At 37.4% G+C, this 24,369-nt stretch carries 25 protein-coding genes, 15 tRNA genes, 1 rRNA gene and 1 riboswitch; of the genes, 7 read left to right on the top strand and 34 right to left on the bottom strand.

What is annotated here, in order from left to right; translation table 11 throughout:
* Positions 1 to 80: 80 nt before the first annotated feature.
* The gene (locus tag ACNSTQ_RS09065; RefSeq protein ID WP_418199524.1) at positions 81 to 917 is read left to right on the top strand and encodes a phosphatase PAP2 family protein; all 837 of its coding nucleotides are present in this window, start codon (positions 81 to 83) and stop codon (positions 915 to 917) included.
* A gap of 6 nt (positions 918 to 923) precedes the next feature.
* Here ACNSTQ_RS09065 and ACNSTQ_RS09060 read toward each other — a convergent pair whose 3' ends face one another.
* The 3 genes from ACNSTQ_RS09060 to ACNSTQ_RS09050 form a co-directional block, all read right to left on the bottom strand.
* Positions 924 to 1,814: a patatin-like phospholipase family protein gene (locus ACNSTQ_RS09060; protein ID WP_418199523.1), complete on the bottom strand. Its 891-nt coding sequence runs from the start codon at positions 1,812 to 1,814 to the stop codon at positions 924 to 926.
* A gap of 180 nt (positions 1,815 to 1,994) precedes the next feature.
* Positions 1,995 to 2,438 carry a transcriptional regulator MntR gene (gene mntR, locus ACNSTQ_RS09055; protein ID WP_418199522.1) on the bottom strand — a complete coding sequence of 148 codons (444 nt, stop codon included), beginning with the start codon at positions 2,436 to 2,438 and terminating at the stop codon, positions 1,995 to 1,997.
* Positions 2,439 to 2,644: 206 nt separating this feature from the next.
* A complete protein-coding gene (locus tag ACNSTQ_RS09050) occupies positions 2,645 to 5,203 on the bottom strand; it encodes a vitamin B12-dependent ribonucleotide reductase (RefSeq protein WP_418199521.1) in 2,559 nt (852 codons plus the stop codon).
* A gap of 449 nt (positions 5,204 to 5,652) precedes the next feature.
* Here ACNSTQ_RS09050 and dat point away from each other — a divergent pair, with 449 nt between their 5' ends.
* Positions 5,653 to 6,495: a D-amino-acid transaminase gene (gene dat, locus ACNSTQ_RS09045; RefSeq protein WP_418199520.1), complete on the top strand. Its 843-nt coding sequence runs from the start codon at positions 5,653 to 5,655 to the stop codon at positions 6,493 to 6,495.
* Positions 6,496 to 6,506: 11 nt separating this feature from the next.
* On the opposite strand, the gene ACNSTQ_RS09040 is transcribed toward dat, so the two are convergent.
* Complete coding sequence (locus tag ACNSTQ_RS09040; RefSeq protein ID WP_275116884.1) at positions 6,507 to 7,343, bottom strand: lipoate--protein ligase family protein; 837 nt, start codon at positions 7,341 to 7,343, stop codon at positions 6,507 to 6,509.
* 234 nt (positions 7,344 to 7,577) lie between these two features.
* On the opposite strand from ACNSTQ_RS09040, the gene ACNSTQ_RS09035 reads away from it, so the two are divergent.
* Positions 7,578 to 7,955: a rhodanese-like domain-containing protein gene (locus ACNSTQ_RS09035; protein WP_275116926.1), complete on the top strand. Its 378-nt coding sequence runs from the start codon at positions 7,578 to 7,580 to the stop codon at positions 7,953 to 7,955.
* A gap of 210 nt (positions 7,956 to 8,165) precedes the next feature.
* Here ACNSTQ_RS09035 and gcvPB read toward each other — a convergent pair whose 3' ends face one another.
* The 3 genes from gcvPB to gcvT are packed head-to-tail and all read right to left on the bottom strand — an operon-like array spanning position 8,166 to position 12,080.
* Positions 8,166 to 9,626, bottom strand: coding sequence for an aminomethyl-transferring glycine dehydrogenase subunit GcvPB (gene gcvPB, locus ACNSTQ_RS09030; protein WP_275116885.1), 1,461 nt, complete (start codon positions 9,624 to 9,626; stop codon positions 8,166 to 8,168).
* On the bottom strand, positions 9,619 to 10,968 hold the full coding sequence (gene gcvPA, locus ACNSTQ_RS09025) for an aminomethyl-transferring glycine dehydrogenase subunit GcvPA (RefSeq protein WP_418199519.1): 1,350 nt from the start codon (positions 10,966 to 10,968) through the stop codon (positions 9,619 to 9,621). Before gcvPA ends, gcvPB begins: the two co-directional genes overlap by 8 nt.
* Before the next feature lie 11 nt (positions 10,969 to 10,979).
* On the bottom strand, positions 10,980 to 12,080 hold the full coding sequence (gcvT, locus tag ACNSTQ_RS09020) for a glycine cleavage system aminomethyltransferase GcvT (protein ID WP_418199518.1): 1,101 nt from the start codon (positions 12,078 to 12,080) through the stop codon (positions 10,980 to 10,982).
* 290 nt (positions 12,081 to 12,370) lie between these two features.
* Positions 12,371 to 12,478: riboswitch (glycine riboswitch) on the bottom strand.
* Between the two features lie 118 nt (positions 12,479 to 12,596).
* Here gcvT and ACNSTQ_RS09015 point away from each other — a divergent pair.
* Complete coding sequence (locus ACNSTQ_RS09015; protein ID WP_418199517.1) at positions 12,597 to 14,291, top strand: DEAD/DEAH box helicase; 1,695 nt, start codon at positions 12,597 to 12,599, stop codon at positions 14,289 to 14,291.
* A complete protein-coding gene (locus ACNSTQ_RS09010; RefSeq protein ID WP_418199516.1) occupies positions 14,269 to 15,066 on the top strand; it encodes a YqhG family protein in 798 nt (265 codons plus the stop codon). Before ACNSTQ_RS09015 ends, ACNSTQ_RS09010 begins: the two co-directional genes overlap by 23 nt.
* A gap of 44 nt (positions 15,067 to 15,110) precedes the next feature.
* On the opposite strand, the gene ACNSTQ_RS09005 is transcribed toward ACNSTQ_RS09010, so the two are convergent.
* Positions 15,111 to 15,281, bottom strand: a complete 171-nt coding sequence (locus tag ACNSTQ_RS09005; RefSeq protein ID WP_418199515.1) for a DUF2759 domain-containing protein — start codon at positions 15,279 to 15,281, stop codon at positions 15,111 to 15,113.
* Positions 15,282 to 15,556: 275 nt separating this feature from the next.
* A complete protein-coding gene (locus ACNSTQ_RS09000) occupies positions 15,557 to 16,021 on the bottom strand; it encodes a hypothetical protein (protein WP_418199514.1) in 465 nt (154 codons plus the stop codon).
* Between the two features lie 79 nt (positions 16,022 to 16,100).
* Here ACNSTQ_RS09000 and ACNSTQ_RS08995 point away from each other — a divergent pair, with 79 nt between their 5' ends.
* Together ACNSTQ_RS08995 and ACNSTQ_RS08990 are read left to right on the top strand one after the other, a co-directional pair.
* The gene (locus ACNSTQ_RS08995; protein WP_418199513.1) at positions 16,101 to 16,736 is read left to right on the top strand and encodes an MBL fold metallo-hydrolase; all 636 of its coding nucleotides are present in this window, start codon (positions 16,101 to 16,103) and stop codon (positions 16,734 to 16,736) included.
* A 238-nt stretch (positions 16,737 to 16,974) separates the two neighbouring features.
* A complete protein-coding gene (locus tag ACNSTQ_RS08990) occupies positions 16,975 to 18,102 on the top strand; it encodes a class I SAM-dependent methyltransferase (protein WP_418199512.1) in 1,128 nt (375 codons plus the stop codon).
* Between the two features lie 37 nt (positions 18,103 to 18,139).
* On the opposite strand, the gene ACNSTQ_RS08985 is transcribed toward ACNSTQ_RS08990, so the two are convergent.
* The 25 genes from ACNSTQ_RS08985 to rrf all read right to left on the bottom strand — a co-directional run bounded on the left by ACNSTQ_RS08985 (position 18,140) and on the right by rrf (position 24,362).
* Entirely contained in the window at positions 18,140 to 18,385 is a 246-nt protein-coding gene (locus tag ACNSTQ_RS08985) for a DUF2626 domain-containing protein (RefSeq protein ID WP_418199511.1), read from the bottom strand.
* Positions 18,386 to 18,767: 382 nt separating this feature from the next.
* On the bottom strand, positions 18,768 to 19,472 hold the full coding sequence (locus ACNSTQ_RS08980; protein ID WP_418199510.1) for a helix-turn-helix transcriptional regulator: 705 nt from the start codon (positions 19,470 to 19,472) through the stop codon (positions 18,768 to 18,770).
* 210 nt (positions 19,473 to 19,682) lie between these two features.
* Complete coding sequence (locus ACNSTQ_RS08975) at positions 19,683 to 19,877, bottom strand: YqzE family protein (protein WP_418199509.1); 195 nt, start codon at positions 19,875 to 19,877, stop codon at positions 19,683 to 19,685.
* Between the two features lie 39 nt (positions 19,878 to 19,916).
* Complete coding sequence (locus ACNSTQ_RS08970) at positions 19,917 to 20,447, bottom strand: shikimate kinase (protein WP_418199508.1); 531 nt, start codon at positions 20,445 to 20,447, stop codon at positions 19,917 to 19,919.
* Positions 20,423 to 20,812 (bottom strand): competence type IV pilus minor pilin ComGG, encoded by a 390-nt coding sequence (gene comGG / locus ACNSTQ_RS08965; RefSeq protein WP_418199507.1) that lies wholly within the window; start codon positions 20,810 to 20,812, stop codon positions 20,423 to 20,425. Before comGG ends, ACNSTQ_RS08970 begins: the two co-directional genes overlap by 25 nt.
* Positions 20,809 to 21,261 carry a competence type IV pilus minor pilin ComGF gene (comGF, locus tag ACNSTQ_RS08960; protein ID WP_418199506.1) on the bottom strand — a complete coding sequence of 151 codons (453 nt, stop codon included), beginning with the start codon at positions 21,259 to 21,261 and terminating at the stop codon, positions 20,809 to 20,811. The genes comGG and comGF overlap by 4 nt, the downstream gene beginning before the upstream one ends.
* Positions 21,219 to 21,569, bottom strand: a complete 351-nt coding sequence (locus ACNSTQ_RS08955) for a type II secretion system protein (protein ID WP_418199505.1) — start codon at positions 21,567 to 21,569, stop codon at positions 21,219 to 21,221. Before ACNSTQ_RS08955 ends, comGF begins: the two co-directional genes overlap by 43 nt.
* Positions 21,556 to 21,996 (bottom strand): competence type IV pilus minor pilin ComGD, encoded by a 441-nt coding sequence (gene comGD, locus ACNSTQ_RS08950; protein WP_418199504.1) that lies wholly within the window; start codon positions 21,994 to 21,996, stop codon positions 21,556 to 21,558. Before comGD ends, ACNSTQ_RS08955 begins: the two co-directional genes overlap by 14 nt.
* A complete protein-coding gene (comGC, locus tag ACNSTQ_RS08945) occupies positions 21,993 to 22,292 on the bottom strand; it encodes a competence type IV pilus major pilin ComGC (protein ID WP_418199503.1) in 300 nt (99 codons plus the stop codon). The genes comGD and comGC overlap by 4 nt, the downstream gene beginning before the upstream one ends.
* A 287-nt stretch (positions 22,293 to 22,579) precedes the next feature.
* A tRNA-Leu gene (locus ACNSTQ_RS08940) sits at positions 22,580 to 22,663 on the bottom strand.
* 7 nt (positions 22,664 to 22,670) lie between these two features.
* A tRNA-Lys gene (locus ACNSTQ_RS08935) sits at positions 22,671 to 22,746 on the bottom strand.
* An 88-nt stretch (positions 22,747 to 22,834) separates the two neighbouring features.
* Positions 22,835 to 22,909: transfer RNA gene (locus ACNSTQ_RS08930), tRNA-Glu, on the bottom strand.
* Between the two features lie 9 nt (positions 22,910 to 22,918).
* Positions 22,919 to 23,009: transfer RNA gene (locus ACNSTQ_RS08925), tRNA-Ser, on the bottom strand.
* 7 nt (positions 23,010 to 23,016) lie between these two features.
* Positions 23,017 to 23,093, bottom strand: a tRNA-Ile gene (locus ACNSTQ_RS08920).
* Between the two features lie 10 nt (positions 23,094 to 23,103).
* Positions 23,104 to 23,177 (bottom strand) — tRNA-Gly (locus tag ACNSTQ_RS08915).
* 22 nt (positions 23,178 to 23,199) lie between these two features.
* Positions 23,200 to 23,276: transfer RNA gene (locus ACNSTQ_RS08910), tRNA-Pro, on the bottom strand.
* Between the two features lie 17 nt (positions 23,277 to 23,293).
* A tRNA-Gly gene (locus ACNSTQ_RS08905) sits at positions 23,294 to 23,368 on the bottom strand.
* A gap of 4 nt (positions 23,369 to 23,372) precedes the next feature.
* Positions 23,373 to 23,447: transfer RNA gene (locus ACNSTQ_RS08900), tRNA-Gln, on the bottom strand.
* Between the two features lie 23 nt (positions 23,448 to 23,470).
* Positions 23,471 to 23,546 (bottom strand) — tRNA-His (locus tag ACNSTQ_RS08895).
* 16 nt (positions 23,547 to 23,562) lie between these two features.
* Positions 23,563 to 23,647: transfer RNA gene (locus ACNSTQ_RS08890), tRNA-Tyr, on the bottom strand.
* Positions 23,648 to 23,653: 6 nt separating this feature from the next.
* A tRNA-Asp gene (locus ACNSTQ_RS08885) sits at positions 23,654 to 23,729 on the bottom strand.
* A 75-nt stretch (positions 23,730 to 23,804) separates the two neighbouring features.
* Positions 23,805 to 23,881, bottom strand: a tRNA-Met gene (locus ACNSTQ_RS08880).
* A 165-nt stretch (positions 23,882 to 24,046) separates the two neighbouring features.
* Positions 24,047 to 24,139 (bottom strand) — tRNA-Ser (locus ACNSTQ_RS08875).
* Between the two features lie 10 nt (positions 24,140 to 24,149).
* Positions 24,150 to 24,225, bottom strand: a tRNA-Ala gene (locus ACNSTQ_RS08870).
* 21 nt (positions 24,226 to 24,246) lie between these two features.
* Positions 24,247 to 24,362: ribosomal RNA gene (gene rrf, locus ACNSTQ_RS08865) — 5S ribosomal RNA — on the bottom strand.
* Positions 24,363 to 24,369 lie beyond the last annotated feature (7 nt).

Genomic DNA, 24,369 nt, shown 5'->3' with positions numbered 1-24,369 from the left:
TATCCATGAAATAGGAGATATTTTCACATATAATAAAGGAGAGTCTTTTAGTTATTTTCTTTTATGAAAGGAGGTCAAACATGTTTGAGTCCAACTTCCTCACTTGGTTACTGTCGTTAGAACATCCGATCCTTGATTTTTTCATGTCTCTTTTTCAACTGATTAGTCATGAATATATTTATTTTATATTCATTCCTATTATTTACTGGGCCATTCACAAACAGACCGGTTTTCAGCTTTTATCTTTATTTTTATTTTCCATGTATGTTAACAGCTTTATTAAAGATGTCTTTATGATTGAACGGCCAGAAATTACAAAACTTGATCATGGATATTCATTCCCGAGCAATCATACACAAGCAGCGACTACGTTTTGGGGCTATCTCATTCCTGCTGTAACTAAACAATGGTTTACTATATTTGCTTGCTTTATTATTGCTTTAGTCGCGTTTGCTCAATTATACTCAGGATCTCATTGGCCATTCGATGTCCTAGGAGCTATTATTATCGGGTCGTTTCTAGTTTACGCTAGTTACCGATCACTAGACTGGACGGGTGGGATGCCTGAGCGAATCAAACTATCACTCTGGATCATTATTCCTGTTGCACTTTTTGTTCTTTCCCCGGATCAAGCTTTATATAGTGGTTTATTACTTGGTGCCGGTATCGGCTATCACCTAGAACAAACCAAGAACCGTATGGATATTAAAGTTCCGTTTATCAAAAGAGTAATAGCTATAATTATAGGTCTAATGGGAATTATTGCCCTTCAAACGGTTGGATTGTATTTACCAGATCAATCAGCTATTGAATTCATTTATGCAATTGGTATCGGATTATGGATTACCTATATTGCACCGATTTTATTTGTCAGTTTAAAGATTTATGGACAACAAGGAAATAAAATAGGGGTGTAACCATTGTTAGTACACCCACTTCTTTAAAAACTTGTGTGTACGCTCTCTTCCTAAAAGAATGAGAGCTTCTTTTTTTTCCTCAGTTAAATCAAAATCGGTGGCTTTGACATCTGTTACAGGGATAAATACAATATTTTTGGCATGTTCTTTCACGATATAACGGACATCGTGAGCTTTACGCATCGTTTCAAACAAGGACTGGAACATATCGATCCCATTCTTAATTTCATACGGTGGAATTTCATCTAAGTCTGGGGTCAACCTAAACCCTAATACAGGCCTTACAATCTTTTGATTTATGTCTTTCATAAAAAGCCATAAAGGAAAATTACTCAGAACCCCGCCGTCCACTATATATGATTTTTTACCTGAGGGATTATATACTTTGACTGGTTCAAAGAAATACGGAATAGCACTGCTCATTCTTACTGCTCTGGCAACAGAGAATTTTTCTGGAATAATACCATAGGCCGGTAAATCATCAGGAAGGACAACGATTTGTCCTCTACTTAAATCAGAAGCAATAATTTTAAGTGTTCCTTTTGGTATATCAGCAAATGTTTTGACTCCTTTCTTTGCCAACTTCTCAGCAATCCACTGTTCTAATGCATCTCCCTTATACATCCCCAAGTTAAAATACAATTGCACCCACTTCATCCATTTAAAGGGGATGACTGTTTTTCTGCCGTCCATAAATTCAGCCACATTAAGTTCATTCAACATGTCATTAAGTTCATGACTCGTATATCCCGCTTTCAATAGTGCTGAAAATAATGCGCCTGCACTTGTCCCCGCCAATCTCTCGAAAGTATAACCCTTTTCCTCGAGAACTTGCGTTGCCCCGATAAACGCAAATGCACGGACGCCACCTCCAGCAAAAACACCATCTATTTTCATAACCTTCTCCTCCTCCTCATAATAAAATATGTGTCAATTGTCTAAGGAGGTACAATAGTTGAAAAAAATTTTTTTGGCGGTGGTTATACTGTTTTAGGTGGACAATGCGTATAAAGTGAGGAAACGGAATTAGTTATGAACATTAAAAGAACCAACAAAAAAAGCTGACTCAACTGGCCACTAAATGTGCCCTTTTGAGTCAGCCTCTTCTTCATTTCGTTTTTGAACATTACGCAATTCATTAATACGCTGTTCGTCTTCCTGAAAATATTGAACGAGGTCACCAATGCGATCTATTGCGTCCCAACTTAAATGATGTTCAATTCCCTCTACATCCACATAGATGTTTTCATTTGTTACGCCGATAATTTTCATAAAGTCTTCTAACAAATCATGGCGGTATACTAAACGCTTACCGATTTTTTTACCTTTTGGAGTTAAAACCAATCCACGGTATTTCTCATATATTAAGTATTCGCTTTTATCAAGTTTTTGAACCATTTTTGTGACGGAAGACGGATGAACTTCCAATGCCTCTGCAATATCCGAAACCCTGGCATACCCTTTATCTTCAATAAGCATATATATCCGTTCTAAATAATCTTCCATACTAGGTGTTGGCATCGGTACTCCTCCACTCCATTCGTCTCTTGTCCAATTAAGTCTAAACTATATTTTACTATAACTGACGATGGACAACAATGTTTTTCCTCTAAATTAAAGAGTCCGGCATCTTTACTCGCGTTTATAGTGGACATACATAGAACGCACTATATCGCGAAAGAGCCAGACTCTTTTTATTCAACTACACTTATTTTATCGTTTATTCCTTATAGACCACACTTTAATTGAGCACCACAACTTGTGCACGTGTTACAACCGCCCAGGTCTTCAACTGTCCCTTCACGACATACTGGGCAAGTATCTCCAACTTCAGAACCGAATGTGACTTTAGTTGAACGAAGATCTGCAATCGTATCTACTAATACAACAGTTTGCTTTTTGGTGGAACTTTCCGGTGCCTCATTATTAAATGTATTTTCTTCAGCACTTAACGTTAACACTTGAGCATCACGACTTCCATCAACATAAACCGTTCCGCCCTTAGCACCGCCTTTGTAGAGACGTTCGTAAACCTTTTGTACTTGTTCTACTGTGTAGCCTCTAGGAGCATTTACAGTTTTTGATAATGAGCTGTCTACCCAACGTTGGATCACACACTGTACATCTGCATGCGCTTCAGGAGATAACTCCATCGAAGAAACGAACCATTCAGGTAAGTTGTCTTTGTTTACTTCTGGATTAACACTCAAATATTCTTGAACAATTTCCGCATTTACTTCAATAAACTTCCCTAAGCGGCCACTACGGTAGTACGAGAATGAGAAGTATGGTTCCAGACCTGTAGATACGCCAACCATCGTCCCCGTAGATCCAGTAGGAGCTACTGTTAATAGATGAGAGTTACGGATCCCATGTTCAAGAATTCCTTGACGAATATCCTCAGGCATTTTCTTCATGTATCCTGTATTAATAAATGCTTCTCTTAATGCAACCGTGTCTTCGTACGTTTCCCCTACTAAGAAAGGAAAACTTCCTTTTTCTTTCGCAAGGTCAATACTTGTTCGATAAGCTGTAGTGGCAATGGTTTCGAAAATACGATCAACCATTTGGTCTCCTTCTTCAGAACCGTAAACTGTTTCACAATAGATGAGTAAGTCATGTAACCCCATAACTCCTAGACCGACACGACGTTCACCTTTTGCTTGTTTTGTATTTTGTTCTAAGAAGTAAGGAGTAGCATCAATTACATTATCTTGCATACGCACTCCAACTTCAACGGTTTGCTTTAACTTTTCAAAGTCAACAACTTTATTTTCTTTATCTGCCATTTCAGCTAAGTTAATCGCTGCAAGGTTACAAACTGAATATGGCGCAAGTGGTTGTTCTCCACACGGATTCGTTGCAACTACCTTTTGACCGTATGCTTTAGCATTTGTCATGTCGTTTGCATTATCAATAAAGAAAATTCCAGGTTCAGCTGAATACGTCGCGCAAATATTGATTAAGTTCCATAATTCTTTCGCTTTAATCGTACGGTACGTTCTGACTTTAAAACCGCGTTTCTCCCACTCACGTACATCGCCGTAATCATGCCATTCTTTATTATATATTCCCATTTCTTCTTCCGTATAGTTCTCAACATCTGGAAAGCGTAATGGGTATTTTGCGTCTTTTTCAACGGCTTCCATAAATTCTTTCGTTAAACATACTGAGATATTCGCACCTGTTAAGAACTCAGAGTTATTAACCGTATATGTTCCTCCAACCGCTAACTTCTCTTCTGCTTCTTTAATTATTTTATCGTCAAATCCACCTTGACCTTCGACATTTTTAAAGTTAACTATGCCTTGATACATTGCTTGTTCTACGTTTGAAAGTGGATTGAACTTTAATTTATCTTTTACTAGCTTTTTAATTTGATCGTCTTTAGTCGTCTCTAGTAAGAAACGTAAGATCCGAGGGTTTTGCATTTTAGAAATTATGAATTCTAAAATATCCGGATGCCAATCTGATAGCATAATCATTTGAGCACCACGTCTTGAACCGCCTTGCTCAACTAGATGTGTTAACTTTGCAATATCATCTAACCAAGATACTGATCCAGACGATTTACCGTTTACTCCTCTTGCTAGAGTGTTTCGAGGTCGTAATGTTGAACCGTTTGTTCCAACTCCGCCACCTCGACTCATAATCTCCATTACTTGTTTACGGTGTTCTGAAATACCTTCTCTTGAGTCTTTTACATACGGCATCACGTAGCAGTTAAAGTAGGTAACGTCCGTTCCTGCACCTGCACCATATAAAACTCGTCCAGCCGGTATAAAATTCATATGAACTAGTTCATGATAGAAATTTTCAAATGTTTCTTGGCGTTTTTTCTCATCTACTTCAGCAGATGCTAGGCCCGTAGCAACACGCTTAGCTATTTGCTCATAATAAATCTCTAATGGCTTTTCTATTGTATCTAGTGAGCGTTCGACGATGCCTGTTTGCATTTCGTTCGGTTCATCTAAAACACCATGAAATTCTTCATCAACGAGTACTTTCGCTTTATTAGCTTCTCGATTGATTTCAAGAATAAAACCAAAGCCTCTCGCTGGGAACTTAGGGTCATCTTTCACAGTAAGAACGACGAAATCCCCTTCTTCCAGTGTTTTCTTTTCTGTGTCTTTAAATGTGTAACGATCGAGCATTACGAGGCGAGAAACACCTTTTTTTGTAATGTTCATGTCTCCTGTTATTGGATGAACTTGAGGAAACACCTTAATATCATCATTGAGTTTTTCTTTGTTGATCGTCATCACCTTTGACATCATCATCGTCATACAAATAAGCTCCTCTCTTTTGTATCTTATCTATTTTTCTTCTGCTGAACATGTTGTATGTAGCAAAGAGGTTTAATGTTTAAAAGTTACCAACAATTTCTTAATACGGGTAACTTGGACAAGCGTAACATAAAACAATTCCCAAATCAATATATTGTGTATCAAAGAATTAAATATATACTATATGTTGTGAATTTGTCGTCCGCACATCTTATTTGTCAATGTTAAAAGAAATGAAAAAAACAGAGATATTTCGAGAATAGAGTAAATTTACTACTTAAATTCGACGTAATCAAACAATTTTCTTTGTTGCATTTTAGTAATAGTCAAAAAGGTTGATTTGTAGCGTTTCTAACATTTCCTTAACAACTTTTAGGTAATAATACCTAGAGAATCTCTAAAGCGAAAATGATAAATTGAAGTACAAGACATTTAAGGAGGAAAAAATATTGGACTACGTTCTTTACCAAAATCGTATTATACCAAAAAATGAACTACATATAGATATGGATGATAGAGGATATAATTTTGGAGATGGAATATATGAAGTTGTACGTGTTTATAACGGTATTCCATTTGCTATGGAGGAACATTTAGACCGTTTAAAACAAAGTGCAACAGCTCTTGATATGTCTGTTCCTTATACTATGGATACAATAGAGGAACTCATAAATAGCTTAATTGAAAAAAATAAGATTATTAGTGGAATGATATACTTTCAGCTAACAAGGGGTATTCAACCACGTAATCATTTATACTCACGAGATATAGAGCCTGTTCTTAGCGGTTTCTCAAAGCCACTTGAAACTAATGTCGAATGGCAGCAGAACGGCCTTGATACGTGGATGACAAAAGATATCCGTTGGCTTCGCTGTGACATAAAAACCATTAACTTATTAGGAAATATCATGGCGAAAAGAGAAGCAAGTGATAATAATTGTCATGAAGCGCTTCAACATCGTGAAGGGCTGGTAACTGAAGGTTCATCTTCAAATCTTTTTATTGTTAAAGATGATGTTATTTATACACATCCATCTACCAATTTAATTCTTAATGGCATCACGAGAAGAATTACCATCCGTTTAGCTTATCAAATAGAAGCAACAATTAAAGAGGAACCATTTACGTTGGAAGAATTAAAACAAGCTGATGAAGTTTTTATTACGAGTACAACAATGGAAGTTACTCCCGTTCGTTCAATTAAAGGAGATCTAACCGCTTCGTATAGTATTGGACCGTGGACAAGGAAATTACAACATGCTTTTACAGACTACAGAAAGAAGCAGCAGTAGACACTGCTGCTTCATTTTTTATAATTCCAACTATCATTTGCATATCTTTCATTCGCAATATTTTGAACTATTTCTTTTTCTTCTTCCGTTAGTGTGTAAGGTTCTAATTTAATATCAAGCCCACGTTCAAATCCTAGCTTAAATGCTTCCTTCGCCTCTTCATAACTAACAGGTCGCTCTCTTAATTCATTAATTGCAACAGCCTTATTTTTAAAATTCTTTTGCAGTCTCTCACGCACCCGATCACTCGGATATTTAAATAGATCAAATAATTGGTCCTCGTCTAGATCTAAAATGATAGACCCATGTTGCAAAATAACCCCTTTTTGCCTTGTTTGTGCACTTCCCGCAACTTTTCTACCTTCAACGACTAATTCATACCAAGAAGGGGCATCGAAACAAACAGCTGATCGTGGATTTTTTAAAGCATCTTTTTCTTGCTGCGATTTGGGGATAGCAAAATATGTGTCTAGTCCTAGTTCTTTAAATCCTTCTAGCAGCCCCTGTGAAATAACGCGATACGCCTCAGTAACTGTTTTAGGCATTTCCGGATGCGCTTCAGAAACTATCACGCTATATGTTAATTCTTTATCGTGAAGGACCCCTCTACCTCCTGTCGGCCTGCGAACAAAACCTAAGCCATACTTTTTCACGGCATCCATATTTATTTCTTTTTCTACTTTTTGAAAATAACCAATGGATAATGTAGGGGGATTCCAGCCATAAAAACGGATCGTCGGTGGAATAACACCCTCACTGTGCCAATTTAATAAAGCTTCGTCTAACGCCATATTATAAGCTGGTGAACTGAAGCCAGAATCAATAAACCGCCATGTCTCTTTCATCATACATTTCCTCTTTTCTACTACTAAAATACAAACCTAAGTGTATCAAAAGTCGAATTAAAACAAAAGAAACAAACTTTTGTTTATACATTCTCAATAAACTCCTTAAATAAGCAATTACTTAGTAGACAAACCATAAACTACTACCAACAATTACTTTGCGAAAAATGCCTTCCATGTTTATAATAAATGAGGGAACTATTGATTGTTGTAAATAAAGGAGTGTTTTTGTCAAAAATGGAATGGATTTTATGGGGTTTACTTTTTGGATTATTAGTATTTTTTATTGTGAAACGTTTTATTAAGCCTAAATATTTAACAGAGTTAACGCAAGATGATTTCATTAAGGGCTACCGAAAAGCTCAACTCATTGACGTCAGAGAACCGAAAGAATTTAACGGCGGCCATATTCTAGGAGCGCGTAACATTCCAATGTCTCAATTAAGACAACGAATGAACGAAGTTCGTCCTGACCAAGCAGTTTATTTATACTGTCAGTCAGGTGCAAGAAGTCGTCAAGCTGCTGAAATCTTAAAGAAAAAACGCGGCTGTGAAGACCTTAATCACCTTAAAGGTGGATTTAAAAAGTGGACAGGAAAAATTAAAAAGAAATAAATGTAGTTGAGGATGTTTTCTCATACGAATTTTAAGCAAATAAATCGAAAGAAGAGGACTAGATATTTTTCTAGTCTTTTTCTTATGGATTTTGATGTGCTATTTTTTATTAACTGAGTTGCTTTACCTAGTTAGCTTCAATATATTCTTATAAGCCGTATTTCTATAAAAAAACTAGACAGCAATTAACTGTCTAGTTCTTTACCATGTTTACATTTCTTTTTCGTAACGTAGTACTGGCTTTCTTGCAGCTGTCGTTTCATCTAGGCGGCCAATAACCGTATGATGCGGAGCTTCTTGAACGATTTCTGGATTGTCATCTACTTCTTTTGCAATTTGGATCATTACATCGATAAACTCATCAAGCGTTTCTTTTGACTCCGTTTCAGTAGGTTCAATCATCATACACTCTTCAACGTTTAACGGGAAGTAAATCGTTGGTGGATGATAACCAAAATCAAGAAGACGTTTAGCCATATCCAACGTACGAACCCCTAATTTTTTTTGACGCTTACCAGAAATAACAAATTCATGTTTACAATGCTGTTGATATGGTAAATCAAAGTAAGGCTCTAAACGTCTCATCATATAGTTAGCATTTAACACTGCATACTCAGACACTAGGCGTAATCCAACAGGTCCCATTGTTCGGATATACGTGTAAGCACGAACATTAATACCAAAGTTGCCATAGTAAGGTTTAACACGGCCAATCGACTCAGGTCGATTATAATCAAGACGATAGGTCTCTCCATCTTTTACGATTAATGGTTTCGGTAAATAAGGAATTAAGTCTTTTTTAACCCCAACTGGGCCAGAACCTGGGCCACCACCGCCATGCGGACCAGTAAATGTTTTGTGTAAGTTCAGATGCACTACATCAAATCCCATGTCTCCAGGTCTAGCAATTCCAAGAATAGCATTTGAATTGGCTCCGTCATAGTAAAGCTTACCGCCAGCATTATGAATAATCGTTGCCATTTCAACAATATGCTCTTCAAATAATCCTAAAGTATTTGGATTCGTTAACATCAGGGCAGCTGTATCTTCTCCAACTACCTCTTTAAGATGCTCTAGGTCAACTAAACCATTATCATCTGTACGAACCGTGATCGAATCAAAACCTGCTACTGTCGCCGATGCTGGATTTGTTCCATGTGCAGAGTCAGGAACGATAACCTTTGTACGCTTTGTATCTCCATTTGCTTCATGATAAGCACGGATCAACATTAACCCCGTCCACTCACCGTGCGCCCCTGCAGCGGGTTGAAGAGTTACTTCGTCCATTCCTGTGATTTCAGCTAATGACTCTTGTAACTCAAATAATAATTCTAATGCCCCTTGAACTTGCTCTTCTTCTTGATACGGATGAATATGAGCAAACCCTTCATAACGAGCTACATTCTCATTAATTTTTGGGTTGTACTTCATCGTACATGATCCCAGTGGATAAAAACCTGAGTCAACACCATGATTACGTTTAGATAGAGCCGTGTAATGACGCATTAACTGAAGTTCTGATACTTCTGGAAGCTCAGGCTCGTTCGTACGAACAAATTCTTCAGGAAGTAATTCAGCAAGATCTACTTCTGGTACATCACATTCAGGAAGGCTATGACTAATACGTCCTGGCTTACTCATTTCAAAAATTAGTGGTTGATTTTTACTCATTGATAGCCGCCCCCAATACACCAGCAAACTGGTCAATTTCTGTCTTTGTCCGAATTTCTGTAATCGTTACTAACATATGTCCTTCTAGTTCTGGGTACGTTTTACCCAAATCATATCCGCCGATAATGCCTTGAGCAAACAACGCTTGATTTACTTCTTTGACAGGTTTGTTTAATTTAATGACAAATTCATTGAATGTTGGATGAGAAGAAACAACCTCTACACCTGCTTCTTGCAGTTTCTTTTTGCCATATGCTGCTTTTTGAACGTTCTGGATCGCCATTTCCTTTACTCCAGACTTTCCAATTGCCGACATAGCCACTGATGCAGCTAAAGCGTTCAATGCTTGGTTCGAACAAATATTAGAAGTCGCTTTTTCACGACGAATATGCTGTTCACGTGCTTGTAACGTTAGAACGAAACCACGTTGACCTTGATCATCTGTTGTCTGCCCTACTAGACGGCCTGGAATTTTACGCATCAGCTTTTTCGTTGTTGCAAAATAACCGCAGTGTGGACCGCCATATTGTGTTGGAATACCAAATGGTTGCGCATCTCCAATAACAATATCTGCACCAAACTCCCCAGGTGGCTTTAGTGCTCCTAATGCAAGTGGGTTACTTGATACAACAAACATCCCTTTTTCAGAATGCGTAACTTCCTCAATCGCAGATAAGTTTTCAATTGCACCAAAGAAGTTAGGGTATTGCACAATTACACACGCAGTTTCACTATCGTACTTCGCTTTTAAATCATCTATATCCGTAACACCATCACGAATGTCAATCTCCACCACTGTTAAGTTTTGACCTTTTGCATTCGTTTTTAAGACGTCACGTGCTTCTGGATGAACAGCTTTAGAAACAAGGATTTGCTTTTTCTTTGTTTGTCCTGCACTCATCATCGCAGCTTCTGCAAGCGCTGTTGGTCCATCATACATAGAAGAGTTCGCAATATCCATACCTGTTAATTCACAAATCATCGTTTGGTATTCAAAGATGGCTTGAAGCTCACCCTGAGAGATTTCAGGTTGGTAAGGTGTATACGCTGTATAAAACTCAGATCGGGAAATCACATGATCCACAACTGATGGAATATAATGCTCATATACGCCTGCCCCTAAAAATGACGGCATTTGTTTAATATTTGTATTCTTTTTTGCAAGACCTTGAAGGTATTTTACTAGATCTGGTTCTGTTAATGCTTCTTTAATATTTAAGTTCCCTTTAAAGCGAATGTCCTCTGGAATATCATTAAAAAGATCTTCTATTGACTGTACACCAACAGTCTCAAGCATCTCTTGCTTATCAGACTCGGTCATCGGTAAGTATCGAAAACTCATCGTTTTTCCCCCTATTTTTGCCTTTTATAAAATGGTGTTTGAATTACTTTAGCTTTTAAACGTTTTTTCCTAACTTGAACCTCAACTTCTGTATCAATTGCGGTAAACTCTTTATCAATAATGGCTAAGCCAATATTCTTCTTTAATGTTGGAGATTGTGTACCTGTTGTTATAACTCCAACTTGGTTGTCATCAACAAAAACTTCATACCCCGTACGAGGAATTCCTTTGTCAAGCATTTCAAGGCCAACAAGTTTTCTTGTCGTTCCTTCCGCTTTTTGTTTCTGTAGTGCCGCTTTCCCAATGAAATCAGCTTCTTTATCAACTTTTACAGCAAAGCCCAAACCAGCTTCAAGAGGAGAAATTTCTTTTGAAAGTTCTTGACCGTATAATGGTAGTTTAGCTTCAAAACGTAACGTATCTCTAGCCCCTAACCCGCACGGGAAAACCTCGCCATTCTTACCCTCTTCTAAAATAGCTGCCCATAATTTCGCTGCGTCTTTTTCTTCACAATAAATTTCAAAACCATCTTCACCCGTATAGCCAGAACGAGAAACGAGAGCTTTAACCCCAGCAACATCTGCATTATCTTTGAAACGGAAAAAGCCAATTTTTGATAAATTTTCGTTCGTTAATCGTTGTAGTACAGCTTCTGCTAATGGACCTTGTATCGCAAGTTGAGCAACATGATCTGAAACATTGACTAATTCAACTCCATCAATGATGTGGCTTTCTAACCAACTAGCATCTTTTTCTGTATTGGCAGCATTGACGACAAGTAGATAGTCTTCCTCATCACGTTTATAAACGAGTAAGTCATCTATCGTTCCTCCGTCTTCATAACACATCAAGGTGTATTTTGCTTGCCCAGCTTCCATATTTGCTAGATCATTTGTCATGACTAGCTGCAAGAACTCTAATGCCTTTTCACCCTTCACTTCAATTTCACCCATATGGGAAACATCGAAAAGCCCGGCTTTAGTTCTAACTGCTTCATGTTCCTCTTTAATGCTTGAAAATTGAACCGGTAAATCCCATCCACCAAAATCAATTGTTTTAGCGCCATGTTCTTTATACAAGTCAAATAATGGTGTTCTTTTTAAAGTTGACATGTCAATCCTCCTTAAATATTTAGCAAGAATACAAGATAGAAGGTAAAAATAAATTGCCGCTAGATTAATGCAATTAACTGAGATTAAGCATAATTCAATATATCTGACCTTAATCTAGACAGGACTAAAGTATTTATTCTGTTTATAAAAAAAGACAGAGAAGTACATACTAAATCTATGTACTTCTCTGTCCTGATACCAGAAAGTTTCTTCCTTACTATATGAAGAAGCAAGGAATGTCTTCGTGGGTGGTTCTTAGACTACTAGTCATAGAACACTCTCCAGAGTCGCGTCGAGCAAGAGTCTGTTTGCCTGAGAGATTCACTTTCGCTTGCTCCTTCGGCGCCGCCAATTTGTTCTAAATCCGAACAATATACGAGCTCTCCCCTTGCTTTCATTCGCCATTATAAAGTTTTCAGGTGGAAATTTTATGTTTTAAACAAAATATTATATTAATATCCTATCAATTGATGAGTAGAAAGGCAATATAAAATTTTCAGGAAAGGGTGATATTTCTTGAATTTAGACGTTTTATTTGAAAGAACTTGGCAAGAAGATTTTTGCAAAAGGTTAGATGAAGATGGTCCTTGGTCGAACTGGGAGCTGTTTCAATTAGCTTATGAAGCTGAGCAACATTTATCCATTCCAGAGTTTCATGGTCTTCAAGCACCTAAGCATCTGCCTCATTTAGAGCCGTACCCTCATCAAATTGAAGTTGCAAATACTGTAATCGAAAAAATGAACGGAAAAGCAATTTTAGCTGATGAAGTTGGATTGGGTAAGACCATCGAAGCAGGACTCATTTTAAAAGAATATATGATTCGCGGGCTTGCAAAAAAGGTATTAATATTAGTTCCTGCTTCGCTTGTCTCTCAATGGGCATACGAGTTAAATCAAAAATTCCACATTCCAGCAGTCGCACAGAAAAAAGCATATGTCTGGGAACAATGTGATGTAGTGGTTGCTTCAATTGATACAGCTAAACGAAATCCACATTTTGACATTGTCATGAATCAAGATTATGACTTAATCATTATTGATGAGGCTCATAAATTAAAAAATCCTAAAACCAAAAACTATGAGTTCGTAAAAAACTTAAAGAAAAAGTTTTGCTTACTTCTCACAGCAACACCTGTACAAAATCGGTTAGAAGAAATCTTTAATCTTGTATCTCTCTTAAAACCGGGACACCTTGGAGATTTATCAACGTTCGAAAAGAACTACCGATCTAATCAACGAGCTCCTAAAAATGATGAACAGTTGCGTGAGTTAGTTAATAAAGTAATGGTACGAAATAGACGTGAGGAAACAGGAATAGAATGGACCAAGCGGATTGTACAAACAGTTCCTATTACATTTAGTAAGGAAGAAAGAGAGTTATATGATGCCATTTCTTCTTTAAAACATGACCCGAATGTATTGACTAGTAGCTTTGGTATGCTAACACTGCAACGAGAAGTTTGTTCAAGTCGTGAAGCAGCATTCATGACACTAAAGAATATGATGGATAGAGCTAAAGAAGAAGGTCGTACTTTAAATAATGGCGATCGGTTTATTAAGATGATTGAAAATATTAAACAAAACTCAAAAGCAGAAAAAGCACTTGAAATTATTAAAGGCATAGATGGGAAAGTAATTATTTTTACGGAATACCGAGCAACACAACTATATCTTCAGTGGTTTTTAAAGCAACACGGTATTTCTTCGGTCCCATTTCGAGGTGGGTTTAAACGAGGCAAAAAAGATTGGATGAGACAACTCTTCCAAAACCACGCTCAAGTATTGATTGCAACAGAAGCTGGGGGCGAAGGAATTAACCTTCAATTTTGCAGCCATATTATCAACTATGATTTACCGTGGAACCCAATGCGGATTGAACAACGAATTGGACGAATTCATCGTTTAGGTCAAAAAAATGATGTTCATATCTACAACTTTGCCGTAGAAGATACGGTAGAACAACACATTCTTAAATTATTATATGAAAAGATTAACTTATTTGAACGAGTTGTTGGGGAACTTGACGACATATTAGCCAAATTAGAGCTACCTTCACTCGAAGAACACGTTTCTGAGATTTTACTTCACTCCGACTCAGAAGGAGAAGTCCGTGTGAAAATGGACCATTTATCCGCGATCATTAATGATATTTCGACTGAATCGGGTCATGACGAGGAGGGCGATACACATGCAACAGCAACACATCCATAATTACTTAGAGCGTTATTTTACAGCCAATCAAAGCCCTATCCTACATAGTGGCGATGGCTATCTTCAAGTTCAATTATCCATTGACCTTGACAAAACATTAATGAATCGACCTTTTTACTGGCATTACCTAGAAAAAACAGGCGGGACACCGCAACCGATGCAGATGACCTTAATTACTGATCATGCAGCAGCACCGGAAGAAATTAAAGGTGAACAAATTCACTTTGGATCTCCTAGATTACATCAAATCTTTCAAACAACGAAAGAGCTCGGCGGATTTATTCGAATGTATGAAAATATTCAACTGGTTCCACATGGATCTATTCCTCTTCAACCTTGGCTTTGTACAAATGTGAAAATCTCGTTTCAGTGTGACCGGAAAAAAGACGTTATTTTATCCTTAGGGTTAAATTTAATTCACGGCCAAATAGTCGATAATTTTTTTGACAGGATAAGAGAAAAAGAATTGACTCCGAAAATTCCTGATTTTTGCTTTACCTTATCTCCACTAATAACACCGAAAAGCGGATTACTGAGGGTAGAGCGAACGATCGAAAATTTTATTAATGAACAAGATAAAAATTGGGCAATAGAAGCAAGAAAGCGGTGGGATGAAGATTTACAGCTATTAAACCGTTTTTATGAAGAAGTTGATGAAAAGCCTGAAAGCTATGAAACCGAAAAAGAAGCACTTCGCAGTCAATATGAACCAAAAATTCACGTACAATTTATCAACGGTGGAATGTTCTACTTAAGACAACAGTTCTTTTCTTAAAATGAAAAAGAGGCTGACTATAATAATGTCAGCCTCTTCTTTAATTAGTGAGCAACTGGTGCACCAGAGATTAGTGTCATAACTCCAAACCAGCCAAACACTGCTAACGAAATTGCTGCAAATCCTACAGCAAAAAAGTTCTTTTTGCGCACTTCACGAACTAGTCCCCATGCACAGAAAATTGCAACTAAAGTCATGTTAATTCCAAGAAACACGATGCCTTCCCCCCTTATGTATAACGCTTAAACTACATGCATTTTCACTTATATTATAATAACTTATGAGGGATGTTTCATTATAAACTTGAAAATGTCACAGAATATCCCTCTATAGCTTGACTCATTCTACCTCATTTTACTCTTTTTTTTTGAAATTGTCGAGCTTGGAAAAAAGATTCCTAAGCTCTTATAAAAATGGCCAAGATGTCAGCCGTATTTTCTTTTATAGAGTCTTGGACCAAAGTTCTCCTTCTATTTAATAACCTCATTTTCTATAAGAACTCTACATGAATTTCATATGCATTTGCATATCCCTCAATTAACTCTTTCACGTTACGATCAACATAATAGGTTTGCTTGGTATTATCATATGCAATTAAATCTTCTTCCATTTGTAAAGCAGCCATTTTTATTTGCACTTCTTCACCAGCTAAAATCTTAAACGGTGCCACTAATTCACGATACATATAATAGCGTTTGCCTTTCCAACCATAATCAGGAAACTTTTCATATACCTTCAACTCTTCAAAAAGTAAAAGTTCATGAACTTCCTCAATCAGATCTAAATCTGAAAATTGATCAGCTAAGGTATCGACAGCATTTTGTTCAGTAAAAACATACATCGTTTCAGTTTCATCGAAAAGTTCTTGCTGATAAATTTGAAAATAGCAGTTTTCTAATGTACTTATATCAACATTATGGTTATTTTTTAACTCTAAGGCAAACCCACTGATCACAATATCCAACCCCATTCTTTGAACAACGTATGTATTCAGTGTAAAATAGGATTATATAAACTGCAATGGAGGAGATTTTATGAACTGGAAACAAGTACCTCTAGGTCCACTTCAAACCAACTGTTATTTACTTATAAACGAACAAAAAGAAGCGGTCATCTTTGACCCAGGCGGTGACGGGCCACAATTAAATGCCTACCTAAAAAAAGAAGGAATTACACCATTAGCTGTCCTGCTCACTCACGCTCACTTCGATCATATTGGAGCAGTTGATGATGTAAGAAATGAGTGGAATATTAAAGTTTATTTACATAAAAATGAAACAGATTGGCTTGGTGATTCAACAAAGAATGGTTCTGCTTTTTTCTTAGGAAATCAGGAGATTATCATTAAAAACGCAGATCATATCATTCACGATGAAGGAACATTAACGATTGGTTCTTTTGAATTCAGTATTTATGAAACACCTGGTCATTCTCCGGGAAGTGTTTCTTTCTATTTTGAACCACTCGGTATTGTTTTTTCAGGAGATGCTCTATTTGCTGGCAGTATAGGTAGAACAGATCTACCTGGAGGTAATCATCAACAATTATTAGACAGTATTCATGATAATTTACTCGAACTGCCCGAGGATACCATCGTAGCTTCCGGTCATGGACCGACGACAACAATCGGTCAAGAAATGGACTCAAACCCATTTTTAAGCGGTTTCTAGTAAAATTCTTTTAGAAAAGCATAAAAAAATAGACCTCCTATCTTGGAGGTCACAAGGGGAGTAAATCGTATTGATAAATGAACTATGAGGGGGAGGGGGACTCCCAAAATCATTGTATTCACCAATGTAATAAAATTATATTATAGGCTTTACACTGTGTCAACAGTATTAACACAATTTTCTCTCGGTCTACTAAGAATATTCTAATATAATAATTTTGAGCATTTAAGGGGAGTTTATGACACATCCAATCATTTCTTACATAAGAAATCAAACAAATCAAAAAATAAATTATGCAGAATATATGGCAAAAGTACTTTATGATCCACAATATGGATATTATATGAAACAAAAAGAAAAAGTTGGAAAAAAAGGTGACTTTATCACAACAAGTAATATTCATTCTATTTTCGCCAAAGTATTTTGTTCTATTTTTCACGAGGTCATTACGAAAAATAATCTACCATTCGTCATCTGTGAAATTGGTGGAGGAACAGGTCGCTTTTCTTATGACTTATTAAAAGAATGGAAAGCAAAATATCCAGAATCATATGAAGCACTCTCGTATTACTTAATTGAGGAAAGTCCTTATCACATTACGATGCAAAAAGAGTTACTAGGAGAATTTAACAACGTTCACTACTCTCCCTCTATTGAACATATGAATATAGACGTTTTTGAAGGAATTGTATTTTCGAATGAATTAATTGACGCATTTCCCGTACATGTTATAGAAAAACAAAATAATGTTATTTACGAAGTTTTTATTACAGTAAATGATTTAGAGGAATTAATGGAAGTGAAGGCACCACTTGAAAATAAAGAAATTCAAATGTGGATAGAAACATATGGACCAAAGCTAAATAACAATCAACGAATCGAAATTCCGTTAGCGATGCAGCAATGGATTGAAAAAATTAGTCGATCTCTAGTTAAAGGGGCCATCTTCACAATTGATTATGGCTATTGGAACGAAGAGTGGCAACACCCTGAACGTGGGGATGGTAGTTTAAGGGGCTACTATCAGCATCAAATGATTGACGACCCCTTACTCTATCCGAGTGATATGGATTTAACGACTCATATCCAGTTGGACCCTTTTATTAAGATTGGTAAAGAGCATGGGCTGGAGACACAGCTCGTTGCAACTCAAGATCAGTTTTTACTCCAAGCAGGAATTCTTAACTATTTACAAGAAAACTACGATCCTAATCCATTTTCAGAAATAAGTAAACAAAATCGAGCGATACGTTCTCTTATTACGGATGGAATGAGTAAAGCGTTTCATGTTATTTTTCAAGCAAAATCACTTACAGTGACCGAAAGCCTGTCTTTCTTAAAAGCTGAAAAAGAGGCTGACTCATAAGTGTCAGCCTCTTCAGTATGTAAACTGAAGTTACATATTAGTGATTTCCAAAGCCTGGTACAAGTAGGAAATGCGAATACCACGTAAAACCTACAAAGAAAACAGTTAAGTATGCACCAAAAAGGTAAATGTACACTCGCTCTGATAAATTTAAATAGCTTAATGCAACGAAAGCTCCTGTTTGTGCAAAAAACAATAACGCCATGTTATACATACTTCCAACGAAGAAAAGTATTGCAAAAATACCTGTCCAGAAGCCTAAAACACGAAACATACGATCCATTCCTGTCCCCTCCTTCTCTATGTCTTAATCCATTGATCAACAATAGCACATGTCTATGCTAATCATATCATAAAAAAATACAGCACACTACAATTATATATGACAACTAATTTGCTTGTAAATGACTTATCCTTGTCTATATCGTGTCTTTCTATAATTACTTTTATATTGCGTGTTCAAAACGGAGGACAAAAAGATCCAAGAAGTTCGAGGCGGTGCAGTTGCGAGTACCGCAGCGTATGCTATTAATACGTGAGGAACGCAGCAACAAACCAACGAGCTTCCACAGGATGTGGTGACTTCGACATTCCCACAGGACTGGAGGGCTTAGTCGATGATCATCTACTAACAGAGATTTTTCCCGGACTTTTTGAACATCCTCTTATAGAATAATTGTTGTATAGGAACAAGCAATGCATCCTTCATTTTTCATGGATTGCTCTTCTTTGAGTATAACTTTCCCAAAGAAAAACTCAAATATACCGAGTAATAGAGAATAGTGCATAGAACATAATGGAACTGAGTGTTCCCTAATCGCCTCTTTAAAAGTACAATTATAAATGCTAAAATTTACTTGCTTTTCTTCCTGATTGTAAGTTATTTCAGGATTTAGTCCTTGATTTGAAGCTATTTGCTCAATAAGCTTAATTTTTTCTTCATCGCTAATATCTTCAATACTACGATTGACGCGAGCTATAAATGTTTTCGCCGATTCCATCCCAAACTTATAACCAATATTCTTTAATGCTTCTACTCCCTCGTCTCCAAAGCTAGCTAATGTCTCTAGACACATCTCAGCTAGACGCTGATAGTCTCGATATGGAAACTGAAGGCTAATGACTTCATCTGATAATCTGTAAAAACGACTTGGTCTACCACCTTTGCCTGTCTTCTTTGTCTCTGAAACTACCATATTTACATCTTCTAATTTAGTTAAATGTAAACGAGCCACATTGGCATGAATGTTAAACTGGTCCGCTATTTCCTGAACTGTAACATCACCGTGTCGTTTCGTAACATATTGATATATAGAAAACCGAGTTGGATCAGATAAAACGCTGGTTATCTTAAGTGTTTGTTGCTCCAAATTACGTCACTCCCTCTTCATGTCTTGTACCATTATAATACAATTCAATAAACATTCAAATCAATTTTCATAATTTGTAGTTTTTTGTCAAAAAAACATGAAAAAGATGACCCAATTATTGCTTACACTCAACCTGCTAATTTTGATTACAAGATAAAATATCGGTTGAGAGTCAAACACAATGGATTGAGCCATCATCGTTAAACGCTATTATTTTTTCCGATTTCGATTTTTTTTTAATATCATTGATAAAGCTAAAGGTAACATACCGAACATTTGATATTGTATAGGTGGCCTGGCTTCTTTCCTCTGCCTTCTCAATGCGATTCGCTCTTCTTTCGGGCGATCGACATAAGAAACAAATTGTTGAGTAACAAATTTTACATAATCATTAAATGAAGACATTTGATCCCACTCCCGAACATACATTTAATATTATTATTGTCACTTTGAGAGAGAATCATTCATGATCAAAAGAATCTTATCTACAATTTCAGTAATAGATAAAAGGGTAGTATCAATTTTATAATCAGCGTCTTCGTAAAAAGGCATTCTTTGCAAAAACAACTCACTTACCTGTTCTTTTGATTTATTTTGCAATAGTGGTCTTGTAGTATCTCCTTTTGTTCTTTCTAGAACTTCCTCTATGTCACAATGCAAATAAAAAATACTCCCTTTTTCTCGCATAATCTTTCGGTTTACTTCGTTGACAACGATACCACCCCCTGTTGTTACAACCGTATTTTCAATTGGTAACTTTTCTAACACATCAGTTTCATATGAACGAAAGGCCCCTTCGCCTTCTTCCTGGAATATCATTGCAATACTTTTACGTTGTATGGCTTCAATCTTTTCATCTGTATCTAGTAGTTTATAATTTAATTTTTTAGCCAATACTTTTCCAATTGTTGATTTTCCTGCCCCCATAAATCCGGTTAAAAAGATAATGTTTACCCCATCGTATACTCTATCCATTCCTTCACCCTCATTTTTTCTTTGTCTAGTAGAAGTCGAACGACTCTTTGCTTTTCCTTTTCTGTCCTAACTTTAAGTTGTATGTTTAATGTATCATGGGTCTCTTCTAAAATCCAATATACGGCTGCACCTTTTTCATAATTAAAAGCACCTGAATCAGAAAGTCGATTGGTTGTTAAATCATCAACTATATCAACCGCAGCCATCTGCAGTAAGGACTCTAGGAGAAAAATCTCTTCTTGTTCCGCATAGAACTTTTTTTCCGTCAGGTACACATCCAATACATGCATGAGAGCTAAAGATAAAAGTAAACAGAGAATTAAAGTCATAGGAAGAATAAAACCCTTTTGCCCATTTTTCTTCAACTATTAACCTCCAAACAACATACGAAAGAAAACCTTCGCTTATACTTTTTTCCATTTGTATCAACTATTGATACTACGACACCATGAGGAACTAATTGATAAGACACAGAAGATACATGACGTAAAAATACATCGTGTCCTTGATAATTAACTCTCCTTCGAATCAGTTTTCCATACTTTTCAATCGAAATAACTGCACCATCTGGTTTACGAAGCCTAAGTGTATCACCCGTGACTTCAATTTCACTTGCTTCTCTTATTTCCATACTAAATTGGTTGAAAAATAATTCAACTTGTAGCTTATGAGGTTGTTCAGTTGGAGTAGGGAGGATAGGAATACTTTTGATAACGAGAGGGAAAATAGAGGCAATGATTAATAAAATGGTAAAAGCGATGATAACTTCAATTAATGTAAATCCTCTTTGATTTGTTTTTTGGCATATCCGCATTTTTCATAATCACGTCCATTTTTACTCGACCAGGAAAGACACACTTTTAGCTTTCTTTCAGTCACTTGAAGCACTGACCAATGATACATGGTCTCCCCTTTTTCAAACACTCCATTTGGTAATTGATTTTCAAATAACCAACGTTGAATAGTTTCATTTATCATTTCATTAGCGAAACTTTCTTGACGAATTGTTATTCGTTCATCATAAACTTTTATAAAAGCAGGAAAAACTGAAAGAGACAGGATCGAAAATATGAAAATAGAAGCAATAACTTCTAGTAATGAAAAGCCTTTATCTCTCTTCAATATAAAATCGCCCCTTCCCTATATGAAAAACAATCATATACCGTTGGCTTCCTACATACATAAATAAAGTTCCAGCTTTACTTATATTTCCGTTAGAAAGGAACCTGACATCAGTGATTCCTAAAGAACCACGTTCAAAGGAAACATCGACATTAATTGTTTGTTCATAAACAATTTGATTATTTTGTCTGATACCATAGCAGTTACGTTCAGAATTGAAGTAAAAAACAGCATGGACACCATTAGATATCGCAAGTTGCTGGGCATAATACAAATCGTTTTCGAGTTGAGAGAGCAGAACTTTTCTTTCATATGAGGAATAAGTGGAGTTAAGAGAGATCAGTGTAATAGAACTGACAACGGAAATGATTGTTAGTACAAGAAGGAGTTCAATTAGCGTGTAGCCTTGTTGTTCATTTAATTTCATTCTCTTACTACTTTACCATTTTCGAGCTTTAGCTTAGATTTGTCCGGACAAGATATATTACTAGCATAATCTTTTAAGTCATCAATACTTGCAGGAGGGCTTCCTACCTCAATCGTATAAGCACCAACCTGTGCTTGAAGCAGGTCAATTGTTGCATCACACCCTTTCTTATTAGCAACATCAGTATTTTTCGTCATATTCGGTACAGCGATTAGCAGTAGGATAGAAATGATCATTAAAACAATAAGCATTTCGATTAAGGTAAAACCTTTTTGTAATTTAAGCCACTTTTTCATAGACAACGCACTCCTAAACTAAGTTATTAGTAACATGCAAATGAACTAATGATAAGGGATGGTAAGTTAAATGTCTTAATCCAGGGGAATTTTGATAAAAGGGAAAGCATAGAGGCAGGTACTGACTGGTCTTCAATTCTGTAGCCGACATCACTCCTTATAAATTTCTAAATTGATAATACAATAAGTTGATTTAAAAGTCCCTATAATTACATAAAATTAACATATCTTTAAAAAACAAAAAAATCTCAAGTTTAAACTTGAGATCTAAGAATTTTCCTATGTAGTGGTGCGGGTGAAGGGACTCGAACCCCCACGTCAAAGACACTAGATCCTAAGTCTAGCGCGTCTGCCAATTCCGCCACACCCGCAAATAAATGGTGAGCCATGAAGGACTCGAACCTTCGACCCTCTGATTAAAAGTCAGATGCTCTACCAACTGAGCTAATGGCTCCTGAAGTTTATTTCATTTAGCATTTTGTTGTTAGAGGTTAGTTGGGTTTGAAATTTTCCCCTAGTCACTAACTACTAACTTCTAAAAATGGTGACCCGTACGGGATTCGAACCCGTGTTACCGCCGTGAAAGGGCGGTGTCTTAACCGCTTGACCAACGGGCCAGATGACAATGGCGGAGAAGGAGGGATTTGAACCCTCGCGCCGGTTACCCGACCTATACCCTTAGCAGGGGCACCTCTTCAGCCACTTGAGTACTTCTCCTTACTTATGGTGGGCCTAAGTGGACTCGAACCACCGACCTCACGCTTATCAGGCGTGCGCTCTAACCAGCTGAGCTATAGGCCCATAAAATAAATGGAGCGGGTGATGGGAATCGAACCCACGACATCAGCTTGGAAGGCTGAGGTTTTACCATTAAACTACACCCGCAGAATATTTGCTTTATATGAGATGGTCGGGAAGACAGGATTTGAACCTGCGACCCCCTGGTCCCAAACCAGGTGCTCTACCAAGCTGAGCCACTTCCCGGAAATAACATTTCGTTATGGAGCGGAAGACGGGACTCGAACCCGCGACCCTCACCTTGGCAAGGTGATGTTCTACCACTGAACTACTTCCGCAATATGGCTGGGCTAGCAGGATTCGAACCTACGCATGACGGAGTCAAAGTCCGTTGCCTTACCGCTTGGCTATAGCCCAATAAAAATTTTATTATTAAAAAATGGGGCGGCTGATGGGAATTGAACCCACGAATGCCGGAATCACAATCCGGTGCGTTAACCACTTCGCCACAACCGCCATGTAAAGTTAAAAATGGTGGAGGGGGACGGATTCGAACCGCCGAACCCTCAGGGAGCGGATTTACAGTCCGCCGCGTTTAGCCACTTCGCTACCCCTCCAACTTATGGCGGTCCCGACGGGAATCGAACCCGCGATCTCCTGCGTGACAGGCAGGCATGTTAACCGCTACACCACGGGACCACTTTTGGTTGCACTCTTCAAGCACTATTTATATAATTTTCTAGTAGTAATTTGAAGTAGATGCGATAATTTTTTTGGTTGCGGGGATAGGATTTGAACCTATGACCTTCGGGTTATGAGCCCGACGAGCTACCAGACTGCTCCACCCCGCGATAATATGAAAGTATACGGATGATGTTTTGCTTCGTAGTTGTCTTGACTGTTCCTTCCTCTTCTCGTATTTCAAAGAGGTAAAATGCGTCGGAACAACTTGTTGCTAATTCACGAAGCTTTGCTTGTTGCTCCCCCCCGCGGCAATATGAAATATTGAAAAGATATGGCGGAGGAAGAGGGATTCGAACCCCCGCGCGGTTTAACCCGCCTGTCGGTTTTCAAGACCGATCCCTTCAGCCGGACTTGGGTATTCCTCCGCAAAATTAATGGTGGAGCCTAGCGGGATCGAACCGCTGACCTCCTGCGTGCAAGGCAGGCGCTCTCCCAGCTGAGCTAAGGCCCCATTAAAATATAAATAAAATAAGCCTAGCGACGTCCTACTCTCACAGGGGGAAGCCCCCAACTACCATCGGCGCTGAAGAGCTTAACTTCCGTGTTCGGCATGGGAACGGGTGTGGCCTCTTCGCTATCGCCACTAGACTTTTAA

The organism is Alkalihalobacterium sp. APHAB7 (genome assembly GCF_048323755.1).
In the GTDB taxonomy this organism is placed as follows: domain Bacteria; phylum Bacillota; class Bacilli; order Bacillales; family Bacillaceae_F; genus Alkalihalobacterium.
The sequence above is the reverse complement of the archived record's forward strand: the minus strand, read 5'-3'. Positions and strand labels throughout refer to the sequence as shown.